The organism is Moorena producens PAL-8-15-08-1 (genome assembly GCF_001767235.1).
GTDB lineage: Bacteria > Cyanobacteriota > Cyanobacteriia > Cyanobacteriales > Coleofasciculaceae > Moorena > Moorena producens_A.
In genome coordinates, this window is the sequence record NZ_CP017599.1 from 8,658,671 (window position 1) to 8,677,037 (window position 18,367).

19 protein-coding genes and 1 pseudogene are annotated in these 18,367 nt (G+C 43.9%); 9 read left to right on the forward strand and 11 right to left on the reverse strand.

Features of this window, described 5'->3' with window-relative positions; all coding sequences use genetic code 11:
• Positions 1-144: 144 nt before the first annotated feature.
• The 5 genes from BJP34_RS31755 to aroF all read left to right on the forward strand — a co-directional run bounded on the left by BJP34_RS31755 (position 145) and on the right by aroF (position 4,421).
• Entirely contained in the window at positions 145-1,401 is a 1,257-nt protein-coding gene (locus tag BJP34_RS31755) for a GNAT family N-acetyltransferase (RefSeq protein ID WP_083305448.1), read from the forward strand.
• A 109-nt stretch (positions 1,402-1,510) separates the two neighbouring features.
• Positions 1,511-1,966 (forward strand): Holliday junction resolvase RuvX, encoded by a 456-nt coding sequence (ruvX, locus tag BJP34_RS31760; RefSeq protein WP_070395790.1) that lies wholly within the window; start codon positions 1,511-1,513, stop codon positions 1,964-1,966.
• A 60-nt stretch (positions 1,967-2,026) separates the two neighbouring features.
• Positions 2,027-2,296 carry a 30S ribosomal protein S15 gene (rpsO, locus tag BJP34_RS31765; protein ID WP_070395791.1) on the forward strand — a complete coding sequence of 90 codons (270 nt, stop codon included), beginning with the start codon at positions 2,027-2,029 and terminating at the stop codon, positions 2,294-2,296.
• Between the two features lie 35 nt (positions 2,297-2,331).
• The gene (locus BJP34_RS31770) at positions 2,332-2,841 is read left to right on the forward strand and encodes a PAM68 family protein (RefSeq protein ID WP_070395792.1); all 510 of its coding nucleotides are present in this window, start codon (positions 2,332-2,334) and stop codon (positions 2,839-2,841) included.
• Between the two features lie 515 nt (positions 2,842-3,356).
• Positions 3,357-4,421: a 3-deoxy-7-phosphoheptulonate synthase gene (gene aroF / locus BJP34_RS31775; RefSeq protein WP_070395793.1), complete on the forward strand. Its 1,065-nt coding sequence runs from the start codon at positions 3,357-3,359 to the stop codon at positions 4,419-4,421.
• 98 nt (positions 4,422-4,519) lie between these two features.
• Here aroF and BJP34_RS31780 read toward each other — a convergent pair whose 3' ends face one another.
• The 3 genes and pseudogenes from BJP34_RS31780 to BJP34_RS31785 all read right to left on the reverse strand — a co-directional run bounded on the left by BJP34_RS31780 (position 4,520) and on the right by BJP34_RS31785 (position 6,951).
• Positions 4,520-5,332, reverse strand: a complete 813-nt coding sequence (locus BJP34_RS31780) for a carbon-nitrogen hydrolase family protein (RefSeq protein ID WP_070395794.1) — start codon at positions 5,330-5,332, stop codon at positions 4,520-4,522.
• A 107-nt stretch (positions 5,333-5,439) separates the two neighbouring features.
• Positions 5,440-5,592 (reverse strand): annotated as a pseudogene (locus BJP34_RS37905) (universal stress protein); the annotation flags it as partial.
• 27 nt (positions 5,593-5,619) lie between these two features.
• A complete protein-coding gene (locus BJP34_RS31785) occupies positions 5,620-6,951 on the reverse strand; it encodes an RNA-guided endonuclease InsQ/TnpB family protein (RefSeq protein WP_149031282.1) in 1,332 nt (443 codons plus the stop codon).
• Between the two features lie 261 nt (positions 6,952-7,212).
• Between BJP34_RS31785 and BJP34_RS50600 the strand changes: the two genes are divergently transcribed.
• Complete coding sequence (locus tag BJP34_RS50600) at positions 7,213-7,308, forward strand: hypothetical protein (protein ID WP_418904082.1); 96 nt, start codon at positions 7,213-7,215, stop codon at positions 7,306-7,308.
• 1 nt (position 7,309) lies between these two features.
• Positions 7,310-7,435, forward strand: a complete 126-nt coding sequence (locus BJP34_RS50605; RefSeq protein ID WP_418904083.1) for a hypothetical protein — start codon at positions 7,310-7,312, stop codon at positions 7,433-7,435.
• Positions 7,436-7,474: 39 nt separating this feature from the next.
• Here the strand turns inward: BJP34_RS50605 and BJP34_RS31790 are convergent, their stop codons facing one another.
• A complete protein-coding gene (locus BJP34_RS31790) occupies positions 7,475-7,780 on the reverse strand; it encodes a universal stress protein (RefSeq protein ID WP_070395795.1) in 306 nt (101 codons plus the stop codon).
• Positions 7,781-7,830: 50 nt separating this feature from the next.
• A complete protein-coding gene (locus BJP34_RS31795; protein WP_418904084.1) occupies positions 7,831-9,315 on the reverse strand; it encodes an alanine/glycine:cation symporter family protein in 1,485 nt (494 codons plus the stop codon).
• Positions 9,316-9,595: 280 nt separating this feature from the next.
• On the opposite strand from BJP34_RS31795, the gene rplU reads away from it, so the two are divergent.
• Together rplU and rpmA are read left to right on the forward strand one after the other, a co-directional pair.
• A complete protein-coding gene (rplU, locus tag BJP34_RS31800; RefSeq protein WP_070395796.1) occupies positions 9,596-10,063 on the forward strand; it encodes a 50S ribosomal protein L21 in 468 nt (155 codons plus the stop codon).
• Between the two features lie 215 nt (positions 10,064-10,278).
• On the forward strand, positions 10,279-10,551 hold the full coding sequence (rpmA, locus tag BJP34_RS31805; RefSeq protein WP_070395797.1) for a 50S ribosomal protein L27: 273 nt from the start codon (positions 10,279-10,281) through the stop codon (positions 10,549-10,551).
• A gap of 291 nt (positions 10,552-10,842) precedes the next feature.
• Here the strand turns inward: rpmA and BJP34_RS31810 are convergent, their stop codons facing one another.
• From BJP34_RS31810 to BJP34_RS31830, 6 genes are all read right to left on the reverse strand, one after another.
• Positions 10,843-11,751 (reverse strand): CoB--CoM heterodisulfide reductase iron-sulfur subunit B family protein, encoded by a 909-nt coding sequence (locus BJP34_RS31810; RefSeq protein ID WP_070395798.1) that lies wholly within the window; start codon positions 11,749-11,751, stop codon positions 10,843-10,845.
• A gap of 86 nt (positions 11,752-11,837) precedes the next feature.
• Entirely contained in the window at positions 11,838-13,070 is a 1,233-nt protein-coding gene (locus BJP34_RS31815) for an RNA-guided endonuclease InsQ/TnpB family protein (protein WP_070395799.1), read from the reverse strand.
• 791 nt (positions 13,071-13,861) lie between these two features.
• Positions 13,862-14,608, reverse strand: coding sequence for a sulfotransferase family 2 domain-containing protein (locus BJP34_RS31820; protein WP_070395800.1), 747 nt, complete (start codon positions 14,606-14,608; stop codon positions 13,862-13,864).
• A 300-nt stretch (positions 14,609-14,908) separates the two neighbouring features.
• On the reverse strand, positions 14,909-16,606 hold the full coding sequence (locus tag BJP34_RS31825) for a glycosyltransferase family 39 protein (protein ID WP_070395801.1): 1,698 nt from the start codon (positions 16,604-16,606) through the stop codon (positions 14,909-14,911).
• Between the two features lie 14 nt (positions 16,607-16,620).
• Positions 16,621-16,830, reverse strand: a complete 210-nt coding sequence (locus tag BJP34_RS41470; protein ID WP_149031283.1) for a hypothetical protein — start codon at positions 16,828-16,830, stop codon at positions 16,621-16,623.
• A gap of 164 nt (positions 16,831-16,994) precedes the next feature.
• Positions 16,995-18,194 carry a glycosyltransferase gene (locus BJP34_RS31830; protein ID WP_070395802.1) on the reverse strand — a complete coding sequence of 400 codons (1,200 nt, stop codon included), beginning with the start codon at positions 18,192-18,194 and terminating at the stop codon, positions 16,995-16,997.
• Between the last annotated feature and the right edge of the window lie 173 nt (positions 18,195-18,367).

Here is an 18,367-nt window from a genome sequence, read left to right on the forward strand (position 1 = left end):
ACCCCATGAAAACAACTTGATATTACTCATATGTCTTATCACAACTGGGATGATGGGAAAATAGCTAATATATTGGCAGTAACCCTAGTCTTGCAAATGTAGGTTACAGCGCAAGAACATGGGTCAAACAGAGCGAGCAGCTTCATGGCATCCGTACCCAAAATGACTTCACCTGTCTCGGAAAACCCGAAGAACTTGATCCGCCCATTTCAATACCATGATTTGGCAGCAATAGAGACGCTAGTGCAACAGGCAACTGATGGGCAGAGTAAGATCTACCCATCAGTTGACCAACAGCCACTTAAGCACGTTAGACGCTGGTATTGGTTGCTGAAGTTTTTGAGTTGGTTTCCCAACCCCTATCAGTACAGCTTTTGTATCTATGTGGCTGAGCAACTCCAAAAGCTGCGCGGACTGATCAAAATTTCCCCATTTAATCACACCCGTAGTACTTGGCGGGTTGAGCAGGTGTTAGTTGATGCCAACACTCTTAGAGTGAGTAACACCCTGGCAACTAGAGACATTGGCTCGGCTCTGTTGCGCCATTGCTTTGAAAAAATTTGGCAAGCGCGAACTTGGTTATTGGAAGTCAATATCAATCATAAAAGTTCACTGGCTCTTTATCGGCAAAACGGATTCCAGCCCCTAGCTCAGATGACCTACTGGGTCATTGAGCCAACACTGCTGGAAAAATTGGCGGTTCGTGAACCAGATTTGCCGAACCTGTTGCCTGTCAGTAACGCAGATGCTCAGTTGCTCTATCAGCTGGATACGGCATCAATGCCACCAATAGTGCGTAAGGTTTTTGACCGCCATATCCAGGATTTTCAAACCAGTATGTCACGGAAAATCATTGATTCACTGTGGCAGTGGCTAAATCATAATGAAGTGATCAGTGCCTATGTATTTGAACCACAGCGTAAAGTCGCTGTTGGCTATTTTCGCCTGCGACTGTGCCGTGATGGTAACCGTACCAACTCAGCTGAGTTAACAGTTCATCCAGCCTACAATTACCTATATCCAGAGTTACTGTCTCAAATAGCACGGATTGCCCAAAAACTTCCTTCCCAATCCCTACATCTGGTAACGGCTGACTATGAAGCGGAGCACGAAGAATATCTAGCTGAGCTCGGAGCAGAACGGATTGAGCACACTCTACTGATGTCCCGTTCCGTCTGGCATAAGTTGCGGGAAACCAAGTCTGTTACGTTTGAGTTATCGGATGTGCTTCAGGGGCTACAGCCAGCCCGAACCCCAATCCCCAGCCGCATATCCTGGTCACAATCCCCATCGAAGAAACACCGTGCTAAGGGGAAAAAGGTCTCTATTGGGGTTTCTCAGTCTAAGAGTGTAGTCTCTCAAGAGGAGAGGGTATCGGTTAAATCTTCACCACAGAAGTAGTTAGAGTACCCAAGTTGGGTTATAGCTAATGTAAGAAAGCTTCATACCTAATGTGCCATTTCCAAAATTCGCTCTTTGACTAAAAATGGATAGCATAGGAGCTTAAACGATGGAAAGAATTTCAGCACTGGGATTGGATTTGGGAAGCAAACGTATTGGTGTGGCGGGTTGTGATGGGACTGGTTTGATTGCTACTGGTTTAACTACCATTGAGCGTACCTCCTTTCAACGGGATGTTGACCAACTGCGAGAGTTAGTTGAAACCAGAGAAGTGCAGGTACTGGTGGTAGGTTTACCTTATTCGATGGATGGAACCCTGGGTTTCCAGGCACGAAAGGTGCAAAAATTGGCTAGGCGATTAGCCACAGCACTTCAGCTGCCGCTAGAGTATATCGATGAACGGCTTACCTCTTGGGAGGCTGAATCGCGACTCAAGGCGAGTAAGCGATCGCTTACCCACAATAAAGGACTGATTGACCGTCACGCTGCTGCTATCATCCTACAACAGTGGTTAGATAGGCGGCGCTCAGCTAACCATCAAAATCCCCCAGCCTCGGAGAATTGAATCCCTTGTTGATGGTGATAGAATATAAAACTGTTGACTTATACTAATTAAACTTTATCAATGAGTCTAACTCAAGAACGTAAAACTGAAATTATTAATGGCTACCAGGTTCATGAAACTGACACTGGTTCGGCAGAGGTGCAAGTGGCTATCCTGACTGAGCGTATCAATACATTGAGTCTCCATCTACAAAGCCACAAAAAAGATTACTCCTCTAGACGGGGATTATTAAAGATGATCGGTCGCCGCAAGCGCTTACTTAGCTATATTCGTCAAGACGATCAACAACGGTATAAAAACTTGATTGAGCGCTTAGGTATTCGGGGTTAGACCCTAGTTGAACGGACCCTAGTGGAAAAGAGTGTATGTCTACTGAACCGTCACGGGAGCGATTGCCTTTTGAACCACGTCAAAAGCGCAAAAAGAACCCTAAAGCCCAAAATTCATCAACAAATCCCCAAGCTACTCCAAAGGAAAAACCCAGTCAAACTACTGTCAAGCAAGATAAGAAGCAAGATAAGAAGCAAGATAAGCCAACGGCTGCCTCAAATGACTCAATGGCAATCCCCGATGTGGTCAGTAAACGGATGGTGCGTCGGATGGCTCTAATGTGTGGTATTCCCAGTTTCTTAGGGATAGCTACATTTGTGGTTAGCTATTTATTGATCACACAGGTTGGGGTAGAGTTACCCCATGTGGCAGTGATTCTGGTGAGTATGGGATGCTTTGGTCTAGGTGTGTTGGGGTTGAGCTATGGTGTTCTTTCTGCTTCGTGGGAGGAAGATACACCAGGAACCTTTTTTGGTTGGCAAGAGTTCACCACTAACCTAGGCAGATTGACATCAGCATGGCGTGCTGCTAAGACAAAGAGTTAACCCTTTGGGGAGCCTATGGTCTCGGTTTGGGGATAAGGTCACCAGGTAGGAAGCACTTTTTCGCTTCCTAACTAACCTGGGCAAAAAACTTGTTATGTTAATTAACTGTTATATTGATTAGTTATATTTTTTCCGTTCTTCCGCCTAAATCCAAGATTCTACAAAGGTAATTTGCTCAAAATTTTGCTTCAAGCAGACCAGAGCGATTATTGAAATATAAATATAAGCCAAAAAGGCATATCTAAAGCAAGAAAGTGTTCTATAGAATAAGAAAGCACTCTGTCAACAGCAAAGGGTAGGAACTCGACCATCTCCCACCCACATTCCAAGACTGGGGCTAAAATCCGTAAGCTGTTAAGAATCTAGTTGTATGAGACACTCTAAGGGAAATCTTGGGTTTCAGCCTTAGAATTATATTTGTTTACATGTACAACCAATTAATCGGCTCTTAGTCGGCTCGTTTTTCATCCCCGGTCATTAGACGCGGGGTTTATAAACTCACGAGGATTTTTTTTATGATAGTAGTCATGAAGGTAGGCTCTCCAGAAGTCGAGGTGACTCGCCTTAGCCAGGAACTTAGTCAATGGGGGCTGACTCCAGAAAAAATTGTTGGTAAGCATAAAGTGGTGTTGGGTCTCGTCGGTGACACCGCTTCTTTAGACCCCCTACAAATTCAGGAAATTAGTCCGTGGATAGAACAGGTACTGCGGGTAGAGCAACCGTTTAAACGGGCTAGCCGTCAGTATCGTCACGGGGAAGCCAGTGAGGTGCTAGTGCCAACGCCCAATGGGCCAGTGGTATTCGGTGAACACCATCCCTTGGTGATTGTTGCTGGTCCGTGCTCCGTGGAAAACGAGGACATGATCGTGGAAACAGCACGCAGGGTTAAGGCATCAGGAGCAAAGTTCTTGCGGGGAGGTGCCTACAAACCCCGGACATCCCCCTATTCCTTCCAGGGTCATGGGGAAAGTGCCTTGGATTTGCTAGCCAAGGCACGGGAAGCAAGTGGCTTGGGCATCATTACCGAAGTGATGGACACGGCTGATGTGGATAAAATTGGTACGGTAGCAGATGTTCTGCAAGTTGGTGCCCGTAATATGCAGAATTTCGCCCTACTGAAAAAAGTGGGGGCTCAAGATAAGCCAGTACTCCTGAAGCGGGGCATGTCAGCAACTATTGATGAGTGGTTGATGGCTGCTGAATATATCCTAGCAGCGGGCAATTCTAATGTGATTCTTTGTGAACGGGGAATTCGGACATTTGACCGTAAATACAGCCGGAATACCCTAGATCTTTCAGTACTGCCAGTCTTACGACTCCTAACTCACTTGCCGATTATGATTGACCCCAGTCACGGCACAGGGAAGTCTGAATATGTTCCAGCTATGGCAAAAGCTGCGATCGCAGCTGGAACTGATTCGTTGATGATCGAAGTTCACCCCAACCCCGCTAAAGCTCTGTCTGATGGACCACAATCCTTGACACCGAATCGGTTTGATGAGTTGGTGAAAGAATTGGCGGTAATCGGTCAAGCCGTAGGGCGTTGGCCTCAATCTGCTGTGGCTGTTGCTAGTCATTAGTAGTTAGTTTTTAGTGATGACCTGAGTTCGACATAACCAACTTTATCGAGAACTCAGGTTAAGAAAGACTGATAACTAATAAAATAACTAAGAACTAATCAAACAAATACTCTGTGTTCTAGACAAGGCATCTGTTGGCGGACTTGTTGGAGACGGTTTGGGTCAATTTCTGCGATCGCAACTCCTGGTGTGTCTCCAGCATCTGCCAAGATTACCCCCCAAGGGTCCACTATCATAGCATGACCATGGGTGTAGCGCATGGCATAGTGACGACCAGTTTGGGCTGGGGCAATCACATAGCAAGTGTTTTCTATGGCTCTAGCTTGGAGCAGAACTTGCCAATGGTCTTTGCCAGTGTAGGCGGTGAAGGCAGCAGGCACAAACAATACATCCGCTCCATTCTGGGATAAGTGTCGGTAGAGTTCCGAAAATCGGACATCGTAACACACAGATAGTCCCAAATTGCCGAATTCTGGGGACGAGTAGACCTTTGGTAGTTCAGTTCCAGCCTTAACTGTCTCTGATTCTCGATAGGTATTTCCATCAGGAAGGTTAACATCAAATAGATGAGCTTTATGGTAGCGAGCTAGTTCATTGCCACTCGAACCGATGAGTAGGGCAGTATTGTAGACTTTACTACTACCCACTGGTACCGGAAAGCCACCACCAAGGATCGTGACCTGGAACCGTTGCGCCATAGTTTTTAGGAATTGCTCACTTTGCTCTGCGATCGCATCAGCATGGGTAATTTTGTCTTCCTCTGTACCAAGAAAAGAAAAGTTTTCTGGTAAACTGATCAGCTCAGCACCACGACGCACGGCTAGGTCGATCAGTTCTTCTGCCTGAACTAGGTTTTGTTCTAGGTCAGGGGAACTAGTCATTTGAATGGCAGCAGCAAGATAGCACTTCATTATGATTCAACGGTAGAGTTCTCAATATAGACAGATATTAAATCTATTTTCTATATTTTCCCCAGAATGCCCCAAAGCAAATTAAAAAAATTTAATCACTGTTAGAGTTACCGTCGCAGAACCAGCACTGGACAATGGGAAAATCGAACGACTCGCTCAGCTACTGACCCCAAAACAAATCGTTTCAGACCCGTATAGCCATGAGATGGGATCACAATCAGGTCAATAGCTTGTTCCCTGGCGTAGTCGATGATTTGAACTCTCCCCGGTTTGAAAACACGGGGATTCTAAGCCGATGTCGCTTCGCGGGTTAAAACCACGCTCCGTGACGCTTCACGATACGATCTAGAAAGATAATTCAGTCTGTATCGTTGTGGCAGGTTCAATGCTGCTCTACTGACCTCGGCTAGGGGAAACCCTAGCTGTGTCACTACTTTTCTTAAAATATTGCCAGCTCCGTTGCAGTCAGCATTTATCAGTTCGCTTTTTCCAGACCGATAAAGTCCACGCTTTACTCGCTTTCCACTTGCCTCCCACCCCTGCGCTTTGGCGCACGCTACGCGAACAGGTTTCGCGCCAAGCACAGGTAGGAAGTCATTATCTAAAAAACTAGCTTTGCTCGTATAACTCTCTTCGGTTTCGACAAACTTAATGCCGTATTCAATGCACAGTTGTTCAATTCTATTCTTTAACTTAGCAGTAGGAATTTGCACAAACTGCTGATTATTCTTTTTTCCAATATTAATGCTGTCTTTGTTACGCTTGTTCCAGCCAAAAACTACTGTGTTGATTTGGTGTCTTTGACACCAGTTAACAATAAATCTAGCAGCTTTGTTCACGTTATCGCGCATTTGTCGGTTGCGCTTTTCGGTCAAAGAAGCCAATCGTTTATCCCAGTAGTCTTGAGGTCTTCCTTTTTTGATCGCGGTAACACGCTTGTTGTACCACTGATTCTGAGATTTGACTTTTCTGCCATCTATAATGAAAGACTTCCCCACGTTAGAGACACAGGTTAACCAGTTGTTGAGACCTGGGTCGATACCTAAAACATTACTTGTCGGTATTACTGGGTCAGGACTTGGCCTATCATATACAAACTCCAAATAAAAACAGCTATTCCTAGGGACAAACCGATATTCTTTGATTGTATTGAAATCAATATTAGATGGCATTGGCAGTAAAAAATGGTCAATCCCAAACCAGGCTTTCATCTGCTTCCCTAAGGGAAATTTGAGTTGACCTTTTACTAGTTTCACCCACCGAGCGGGATAACTAACTACAGCTAGACCTCCCTTTTTGCGGTACTTTGGGACTCTAGGCTTGTCAGTCAATTGCCCTTTGTCATACAACTTATTGAGGACTTTGTAAGACTTGAAAGACTCAATAACTCCATGTAATGTCTGTTGGGCACAAGCTGATCTCATCGCTTTAAAATGGACATTGCTCTTCATTATTTTGTCCAATTCTGCGTTATTGAGATATTTGCCAACCTTAAACAACATTTGACGGCAATAATATATTCCGCAATTGGTCAGCTTGTTGGCCTCTGAGCAGATGAACTCTATAACTGCTTGATTCTCAGGTGTTGTAGTTATTAAATGTTGCTGACAGCCATACATATTGTTGTCACCTCCTTGTATATAGGATATCTTTAATATACAGCAATTGTCAACATTTATGGCGATTAAAAATCTAAATATTTTTAGAAAAATTTTTCACTCGTTAACACTACTAAATTCTTATTTTTTTTGTATAAAAAATAAGAAAATATGTACTGATAGGAGGACTAAAAATGAGGTTGCAAGAAATTATTTTCGAGTTATGTAAAGATAACAACTGGCGGTTGATTGCAAAGCGAGATAATGCCAGATCATGTTCACATGTTCTTGGAGGTCGATCCTACTTTTGCCCCGTCGGTAATAATCATGCATAGTAAAAGGGCGAGCTTCTCACCATCTCAGAAGGGAGTTCCCTGAATTGTTAAAACTCCCAACTCTTTGGTCTCCTAGTTACCTTTGCTCGACCACTGGAAACGCGCTTCACAGAGACAGTAAAAAAGTACATAGAGAATCAAAAAGGCAAATAACACGAGAGCCGGGATAAATCCCGGTACGCTCCCCGGCCACCCAATGAATTAGGTGGCTAACTCTCGCTCGTTATTTCTCTGTTTGAGGCAGGATTTCCGATGGTGATCTGGACATGAATGCCTTGGTATTGAGGTTCCTTGAATCTTTCATAAAGTACCTTTTCCACATGGGATTTACGGGTCTGGCTATCTACTGTACGCCACATCACTCCCGGTTCACCAGGGTTGAGAGGGGGTAGGACATGGATAACGTATAGATGAGATGCATCCTTGACAAAGTCTATTGTTTTTTCTAAAGCCTCAAAGGAGGTTTCAGAAAAATCAATGGGTACAAGTACACGGTCCGTGGCAAATAAGCTCATAGATTATTGACTCCTATGGCTTGTTTAAAAATATTATAAATACTAATCTTCTAGGAAGATTGAGTTACGGGAACTATTTTTCCAGCATTTAAGCGATCCCTATAGTCTTTAAGTTCAGTGGCTACTTTGCTACAGAGGAAGTAAGCACCGAAAAGATTAGGTAAACCCATAGAAAAAAGCATACTATCACTGAAATTAATGACTGCTTCTGGATTAGCCACAGCTCCAATAAAGATGGTGATCAAAAATAATACTTTGTAGACAATTAACGTTCTCGAACCAAACAAATAATCCCAACAGATTTCACCATAGTAACTCCATGAAATCATAGTAGAGAAAGCAAAAAAGAACACAGATATTGCTAGGAGGATGGGAAACCAACTAATGACACTACCAAAAGCAGCGGCGGTCATTTCGGCACCACCGAACTCAGCAAACTCAGAATTTTTGTATACTCCAGTGATGACTATTACTAGAGAAGTCATATTGCAGATGACCACAGTAACAATAAAGGGTTCGAGTAGGGCTATAATGCCTTCTCGCACTGGTTCCTCAGTCCTGGCAGCGGCGTGAGCAATGGCAGATGTACCAATACCTGCCTCATTAGTAAAGGTTGAACGCCTTAATCCCTGTACTAACACCCCAATCAAACCTCCCTCAACGGCTTGGGGAGAGAAGGCTTCTGTCACAATAGTTTCGATTGCAGATGGGATGCTGGAAAAATTGACAATCAGAATCCAGAGGGATGTCAAAATGTAGATCCCACACATGACGGGTACGATGGTACCAGCCACTAAGCCAATACGTTGAATGCCACCAATAATCACCAATGTCACTAGGGCAACCAGAATTAACCCATAAAGCCAGCCTCGATTCATCAGCCAGGGGACTACGCTGGCCATTACTTCAAAGGATTGGTTAGCTTGAAACATGCTCGAACCACCAAATGACCCAGCAATGGCAAAGATACAGAAGAGCAGGCTGACAATTTTGCCGAGTTTTTGATATCCCATTTCCGCTAAACCAGCCGAGAGGTAATACATTGGACCACCAGCTATAGTTCCGTCTGGTCTGACCACTCGATATTTTTGAGCCAGGGTACATTCTACAAATTTACTGCTCATGGCCAATAACCCCGCAAGGGTCATCCAGAACGCAGCTCCTGGTCCTCCGATACTGATGGCAAAGGCAACACCGCCAATGCTACCGAGTCCAACACCAGCGGATAGGGCAGTTGATAGAGCTTGAAAGGAAGAGATTTCACCGTTTTGGTTGGGTTGCTCGTATTTGCCTAAGGCTATATCAATGGCGTGTCGAAATCCCCAGATGTTTATGAAGTTCATCCGGAAGGTGAAGAATAGGCTACCACAGACTAGCCACAAGACAATCAGTGGCATACCACTGATGCTAAAGAAGAGTACATTGGATATGCCATTTAAGATTTGGTTAACAATAGCGGTGAGGTTAGTTAGAACCGAGTTGTTTGCTGCTAGAGCTAGAGTGGGTAAATTGAAAAAAATATGATCTAGTCTCAACGTCTTTTAGCAATACTTCTTTACAAATTTACCAGGACTTACCAAAAACTGGACAGCAAATCTGATCAGTATTAGGGTGACCCTACTGGTAGATTTGCTGTCAGAATTCACGGTTATGGTCTTGACAAAGACTAACTAATCAAAGATAATAATAGATTACGTGTACTTTCCTGCTCGGATCAGGTGAAGGCATAGCAAAAGCTGGCACAAGCACGAAATCCTATCCATCGGAACAAACACTAACCAGCTACCTGTACGGCAACTCTAGAACAAAAAATCCATGACCTACGCAATTATCGAAACTGGTGGTAAGCAACTGCGAGTAGAACCCGGTCGCTTTTACGACATCGAACTACTGCACGTTGAACCAGAGCAAAATGTCACCATCGACAAAGTCCTGTTCGTTAATCATGATGGTGAAATCAGCATCGGTCAGCCCTTAGTTGAAGGAGCAACCGTACAAGGAACGGTGATGCGACACTTTCGCGATCGCAAAATCATCGTCTACAAAATGCAGCCCAAGAAGAAAACTCGCAAGAAGCGGGGACACAGACAGGAAAAAACCCGTCTGATGATTGATGCTATTAGTATGAATGGTTCTGTGCTCGCCTCGGTTTCCAAAGCAGAGGAAGCACCAGTCTCAGCAGAAACTGCCCCTGAAGCACCAGCAACTGAAGCACCAGCAACTGAAGCACCAGCAACTGAAGCACCAGCAACTCAGGAATCCTCTGAAACTGCTGCGGAATAGTTGATCCGGAATAGTTTAGATAATAGGTAAGGATGCTTGAATCAGCTCCCCAGTGGAAACCTCCTATGCCATAGCGGCGGGGATAGAAACCAGTTAGGAGCCTGATTCCCCTCGTCTACAGTTTGATAGGTATGTTATTTTTATCCCTCAGACCTGTGGAGAGGGCAAAATTCCCTCAAAATTCCCGTACAAACACTGAAATATAAAGGAACATTATGGCTCATAAGAAAGGAACAGGAAGTACTCGTAACGGTCGTGACTCGAATTCTAAACGCCTAGGGGTCAAGCGCTACGGTGGTCAGTTTGTGAAGGCTGGCAACATCTTGGTACGTCAGCGAGGTACTAAGTTTCATCCTGGTACCAATGTTGGTCGTGGCGGTGATGACACCCTATTTGCAATAGCTGATGGCATAGTCACTTTTGAAAGAAGGGGTAAAAGCCAAAAAAAAGTCAGCGTTTACCCGGTTGAAACCGAAGCATCAGCTTAGATACAACAGTTTATAGTTGAGACTGAAATCCCTCCATCAGCAGTTGGCTGCTGTTGATGGTAACTGATGAGGCACCCCCGAGGGGGTGCTTTTCTGTCTGGCAAATACAAAAGGTAATGGGTAATGGGTAATGGGTAATCGTTAACTACCAATTACCCATTACCCGATCAGGGATATGATATAGCACTACCCATTAAAGTTAGGACATTGATATAAGCTGAAACGCTAATGCACGTAAACTTTTGCCTCTTGCCTCTTGCCTGTTGCCCTTGCGCGTAGCCCTATAACTAGTCAAGTATGACCCAACTTCTTTAGTACAGGTGCGGTCGAAACCACGTGCCGTTCTAAACCCAGTTGTTTTGGACTAACCCCTAGGGCTAGGGCAACTAACTGGGGTAAATGCAATACTGGTAACCTTAACTGACGCCCAATCACCTTTTCTACCTCCGGTTGACGGGAGTCCAGATTAAGATGACACAACGGACAAGGGGTCACCATGCAGTCTGCGCCAGCATCCAAGGCTTCCTGAATATGGCTCCCTGCCATCTTGAAGGATTGTTCTGTGGCATAACTAGAAATTGGCCAACCACAACATTGAGTACGACCTCGGTAATATACAGGTGTTGCTCCTACGGTGCGAAATACAGTTTCCATCGATTCTGGATGCACTGGGTCATCGTAGGGGATGGATGTCTGAGCTCGCAGCAAATAACAACCATAGAATGCAGCACACTTGAGTCCAGTTAGCTTGCGACTCACTTGTGCTGCTAGGGCTTCCATGCCGTAATCTGCCACCAATGCCCACAGTAAATGCTTGACTTCTGTAGTGCCTTTGTAAGGAGAACAGCCTTCTTTTTTCAGCAAGCCATTCACTTTTTCCACATAACCGGTGTCGGTCTCTTGGAATTCCTTTAAACGCTCATCTACATGACCAATTACTCCCTGACAGGTGCTGCAATGGGTTAACAGGGGTAGATTCAGCTCCTCAGCTAGGGAGATGTTGCGAGCGTTAACAGTGTCTTCTAGGAGTTGGGAATCTTCTTTGAAGGTTCCAGAACCACAACAAGCAGCTTTTTTCAACTCAATCAGTTCAATTCCTAGCGCTTGGGTTAAGGCTGACGTAGATTGGTATAGTTCTCCACAGGCTCCTTGAGCAACACAGCCGGGGAAATAAGCATATTTGAGGGTAGCAGATGCCATAGTAATTTATACTTAATCGCCTCATTAGAGATTAGCTTAAGGGTAACAACTCATGCCGTGACAGCTCCTACACTGACCTTGCAGGTTCAGTGTAGGCAACAAGCGCCAATCCGGCTATCGCTTAGGAGGCGCTGGGCTTTAAGAACGGACTGCCCTTCCGCTCTGTTTTTGATGTTAATTGCCGCATTATGATCGCGGTCTAGGCTGCATCTACAATGGGGGCAATCGTGCCACCGAATATGCAGCTTTTTAGGGACTTTATTGCCACAATTAGAGCAATTCTGTGAAGTATTTTTGGGGCTTACTGGAATCGTTAACAAGCCAGCATTCAAGGCCGTAGGCCACGCTACGCGAACGGCTTTGCTTGCTAGGATTGTCAGGAAGCTTGACCATCCCGCATCCAACACAGATAATGCCAGTCGGGACTTAGCCATTCCTTTTACGTTTAGTTTTTCATGAGCGATTACATCATGCTTTGATAGCAGGTAGTTTGCTGTTTTAAAATGGAAATCTTTTCGCTTGTCTGATACTTTTTTATGCTGCCTACCAAGTTGCTTTATAGCCTTAAGTCTGTTGCTACCTCCCTTCTTACGTCGAGATACTCTCTTTTGAATAACCCTTAGTCTTTTTTGAGCCTTTCGGTAATATTGGGGGATCTTGATCGTCTCCCCCTCAGATGTAGTTAAGAAATCTTTAAGGCCAACATCAATACCAACTATTGAGTCAGGATTAATGTCAGGTTTAATCTCGGGGACTGTTTTATCTTCTAGGGACAATACCAGGTAATACCCATCACACTTTTTAGTGATCGAAGCTGTTTTTATTTTGAATCCATCAGGGATAGGGCGATGCAGTATAACCTTTATTTTTCCTATTTTGGGTAGGTTGATTAGGTTGTCCTCCAAACACCCTTCCTTCATTTGGGGATAAGTGAAGGTACGGTAACGGTGTTGTTTTTTAAACCTGGGTCTGCCGCTCCGTTTCCCGTTACTGTCACCTTTGATAAACCTGTCAAAAGCTAACTTCACTCTTTTAACTACATCCTGAAGTACCTGGGAATGGATATCTTTGTACCAAGGATGAGTCTTCTTGAGATCGGGTAAAGTCTTTTTCTGGGAGTAATAATCTGGATTGTCTCTTAATTCGGGAAGATGACAGACCAGAGGGCAAGCATTAATTGAGCAACGATTTTCTTCGTACCACCTGAATCGAGCCGCCAACAAGTAATTGTATTGAGCACACAGCATTGATAGCCAGTGTTCTATGTTAGTTTGCTGATATTTTGTCGGTTTTAGCCGGTACTGGTACGCGAGCCTCATTTGACTTGCCCTCTTGTTTATCGACCTAGTAATATTATATTATACGTACGGTCAAATCAAAGATAAAAAATTAACAATTAGGATTACCGATTTTGAAAAAAGACAACTGGAACAAGAGGCCAATCCCAGAGGAATGACTTCATCTGAGTTGATTAGGAGTTTGATAGCTCTATCCTTTGATCCATGCATATCCTGTCCGCGATTCATTCCACACTCATGCTGCGCATTGAGGTGTGGGGCATAAGCGCGGTCTTAGCTAATCGGAAACTGCTGACATTCAAACTCTCCAACTGACGCCTTGACTCCGTGACATACTCCTACACTGACTCTGCTCTTACAGAGCCGCTTCGCGAACGAGTGAGCGTGTAGGCTTCAAGCCAACTCCACCCAACGGTATCGGCTTTCGCTGACGCTGCGCGAACGGATACTAGGCTTGCTTTATTAACGACACGGTCAGAAGTTACCGTAAGGTACTGGTCGCCTTTATGGTTGGTCGGCTATGCAGATGCATGGTTAAAACTTATTGATTAAGGCGACCAGTACTATCGGTTTCGTCTCCGGGATGCCCCGACCCACGCCTTACAATACAAAAATTCGATTTTTTCGCTCTTTAATAGCTGACTTGCCCAGCATTTAAGGCCGTAGGCCACGCGGGGCGCGTTCGGCTTTGTTGATCAGGACATATATTAAGCGCAATTCCATACATACCCTGTGCAAAATTCATCCCACACCTATGCTACGCATTAGGTGTGGGGCTTCTAATGCCTGCCAGCTAACCGCTACTAGGTTGTTCAAAATTCGTAACCGTAGCGCTTTATTTCTTTGTTAAAAACGTACTGGACAATTTTTCGCGATCGCTCATTATAGTACTCTCGATAGTTTTTCTTTCTTTCTTCGGTTTTGTTGATCACTGGTATTTGGACTTTGAAGGGCACTCCAGCTTTATCCAGGACTCTGTCAAAATCATCCTGAAGAGTTTCAAAACGCATCACAGTATCCATACCTTTGGTATAGTTTCCGTAGAGTGTATACGGTTCAGCTGGAAGACCTAGAAACTGTTTAACTCGGTTTCGATTAGTATTCCGAACCAGGGATTGAACGGTTCGTTTCAGTCCATTTCCGTAAATAGAGCCATAGTGTTTCTCAATCCAATCATTAAATGAATGGGTTTTGCAAAATTCCATGTCTTCTATATAACCCGGTAGACGGTGAACCCATGATGTAGAGTCAGCGATAAAGTGTTGGTATTTTGAGGCTCTTTTTACATAGTCGGAAGCTAAACTGTCAAAAGGGTTGCGAATACAACTAAATTTTAGATAAGATGCTGCCTCTTTTTCTGTCAAAAGATTACGTCTGAACATCTCTCGTAGAGAATGATGTCTTCTGTGCATCAAAAATTTTCCGTTGGCGTCTAGGATGTCTTGGGCGGGGACTAGTTCGCCTTCTAGCTTTTTTTCCAGGACATCTTCTACTGCTGTGCAACCAGTTCGCGGTGCCATCAGGTAGAGTAAGCCGTATTTACGGCAAATCATTGCCATGATCAAGCTCCTTTGATTATAGGGTTATTATAAACAGGACGTAAGTATTGAGCCGTCAGCTATCAGCTATCAGCTATCAGCTATCAGCTTTGGGCCTGTGGCCAGGCTACTGTTCGCGCAGCGTGCGCGTAGCGCAATCGGTGCTTTTAGGTGCGACCCGTGGCGAATTTAATAATTAGATGCGGAAAGCGCACCTTTTAATAAAATAAGCTGAAAGCTGACGGCTGACGGCTGACGGCTGACGGCTGACGGCTGACGGCTGACGGCTGACGGCTGATAGCTAAATGCTGCTTAGGTTTATTACTTTACTAGTTTCCACAGAAACGTTTTAATTTCGTAGGTTGGTTCAAGTTTATGGTTCCATTTGCCAATAAGTTCTGATTTATAGTTGTATTGTTTCTCGATTTTTTCTCGCAACTCCCTAGATGGATTATATAAAAATACATCACTGAATTCATCGGTATTTTCGGGGATGATTAACTGTTTGCTTTTTTCGCCATTAGGCATCTTTACGGATTTCTGGCTTAACCAGCCAAACTTCACTTTGGGGTCGAGAAGGTAAGACAGGGATATCAATTCCAGACTTTTTGTCAGCAAGAGGGGTTGCTCAGCCTGGTTAATAACTGCTGCTACCTGGGTATGGTTAGCACTAGTATACTTGTTCCACCAAAATTCCGATTGAGAACTGATCACACAGGAGAGAATTCCACCAGACAGTAGTAAAATCATTCCGAGTCGCCATAGCTTCTGTTGCCATACTCCCTGAAAAATGCTAGTTATTTTGTTAGTTATTTTGTTAGTTATTTTGTTAGTAAATAGGTAAGCAACTGCTAGCTGAATACCAAGATAACAGGGAATTAGATAGCGAGTTACACTAGAACGCTTACCTCCGGAAATTAGATCCGGTAGCACTAGGGCTACGGCGGTAACTCCAATTAATGTCAAGATGAATAGACTAACTCGTTTGGGACTATGACGACAAAGAAAGTAAATGGCATAGCCGACTAGGATTAAGATTATTACAGAGACTACTACACTGGGGAAATTTAAGCCTTGGTTGAGATCAAAGAAATTTCGATTAATATTAATCAGCCAGGTTTGGGCTAATGATGATAAAGGAACTTCTTGGAGTGCCCATTTGGTTTTGCTGGATACCTTAGAAAGGTTACTGTTAGAAATCAGTAACCAAGGAACAAATACCATCAAAGCCATTAAGGATGATAGCCCATAGTAAACAATAATTTTACTAAAGCGGAACCGTTCTGTTACCAATACATAGATGCCATGACTGATGGCTACTAAGATAGAAAATAAAAACGTATAAAATCCTGTCACTAAGGTGAGGGCGTAAATTCCCCAGGTAGAGATAAAGTGTAGGATATCTCTAATCTTATTAGTCGTGTTTCTTCGTTTGGTTAACCGTATTGCCCGTAACAGTGCTGCACTTGATAGCAAAATCGTTACTGTCCATAAGCCATACTGTCTTGCTGCTTGGGCATACAAGACCTGAAAGGGAGAAACGGCAACTAAGGCCATAGCTACCCATCCCACCAAGGATGAATCGAATAATTCTTGACATAACCAATAGATAGCAGGAAACACCAGCAAGCTAATCAGAGCTGAAAAACTTCTCCTCACTGCTACTGAATTGCCAAATAACTGTGACCAAAATCGCGCCATTACGTAATATAATGGGGGATGTTGAGGTTCTTCAAACGCCAATCCCTTAATGGTACCAATCAGTTGTTTTTCTGGATTTGTCTGCTGATACTTATGTAATTCTTTAATAGCGATCGCATCGCCATTAGAAATTTCGGGTATCATGTCTGACAATCGATAACCAGAAATCCGTAGCGAGGTAAAGGTTTCATCAATCCAGTAGGTCTTTTGGTCAAGATTTACGAATCGAAACACTATTCCTAGCATCAACAGGATAATAATTAAAAGCCCTAACCAAGTTGATGTAAATCTACGGGTTTGCTGCAATTTGTTTACCATATATAGCAATTATACTACTTGTGAGGTACACAATTTCTAGATTTTAGGGAACAGGGAGCAGGGAGCAGGGAGCAGGGAGTAGGGAGCAGGGAGCAGGGAGCAGGGAGTAGGGAGCAGGGAGTAGGGAGCAGGGAGCAGGGAGCAGGGAGTAGGGAGCAGGGAGCAGGGAGCAGGTAAGAGAGAAGAGGCAAGAGCCAATAGTCAAATAATTTTGTGTACCTCATGAGTCCTATAAACGCTATCTTGTTATGAAGTACATTAAATTTTATTACCCCTACTCCCTACTCCCTACTCCCTAAAACCTAAAACCTAAAACCTAAAACCTAAAACCTAAAACCTAAAACCTTTTGCTGTTGACGGTCAACAGTCAACAATTAACTGGTTATCTTTATTTTTGCGTCACTCGCCAGTTGAGTTTTAGATTAATCCAGAAATTCCAGAAAGTAACGGCTGCGATCGCAATACCATTTGCCATCAGATAGTTAATTCCCAGGAGATTAAACAACAGATTCAACAACAGCACATTTAGGCACAAACCGATCAAACAGACCAGGTTAAACTTCAAAAACCGTTTCAATCGCTTACCCCATCCCCACTGCTGACTGGCTATATCCCTAAACGTCCAGGCATCATTCCAAATAAAGTTATTCATAATGGCCGCTTCAGCAGCAATAATTTTACTGCGGGTGAGTCCCCAACCTAAACTAGCAGGGTCATGGAGTAAGTAAAGCACAGTCATATCCACAAATACGCCACTGAATCCTACTAAGCCAAAACGAATAAACCGCTTTAAAGGGAAGGGAATGCGTTTTCTAAGTTGACCAATGGTTCCGAGAGAAAACCTTAACCGGAGTAAGTGTCTAATATAGTCTACATACTGCTTCCAGGTAACTTTGCTTTCTCCTGAGAGTCTCTCTTGAAATACATAGCCAACTTCTGCAATCCGGCCAATTTTTCCCCTAGCTAGCACTTCAATTAGAATCTTGTAACCCAGAGGATTGAGGTCTTTTTCATGAATGGCACTACGGCGTACCATAAAATAACCGCTCATCGGGTCAGAAACACGACCGATCACCTCTGGTAAAATCGATAATCCTAAAAGTTGAGCACCTCTGGATAAGAAACGCCTCACTACACTCCAATCACTAACACCACCATCGTCTACATGACGACTAGCAATGGCGATATCGGCTCCATCCTCCATTGCTACCAAAAGTTTTGCTAATATCTCTGGTGGATGCTGTAAATCTCCATCAATTACCCCCAAAATTTTTCCAGTACCTGCCTTCCACCCGTGAATAACTGCTGTAGATAACCCCCGTTCATGCTGACGGCGAATTACCTGTAACTGTGGATAGTCCGACATCAGAGCCTGGGCGATTTCCCAGGTACGATCGGGACTATCGTCATCTACTACAATCAGTTCGTATTGGTTTGGTATAGCTTCATCGAGCAAATTGCTCAGGATTCTAATTAGCTCCCCGATGTTTCTACTCTCGTTATAGGTGGGAATCACCAAGGATAAGGAAGAATCACTAAGGTGAGATTCTTCTGATTTTGTGTAGTCATTACTGGTATCCAAAGACATACTCTCTTGGTTGATGGAATTTTTTTTAGGTTAATGGTGTTAGCTGTTAGGTTTTGGGTTTTAGGTTTTAGTACTTAATGTCTAGCGCCCCTAATCTAAGGGTGCTATCAAGCCTATGACATTAGTCATTAGTTTAGTTATTAGTCATTAGTTATCAGTCATTAGTCCAAATA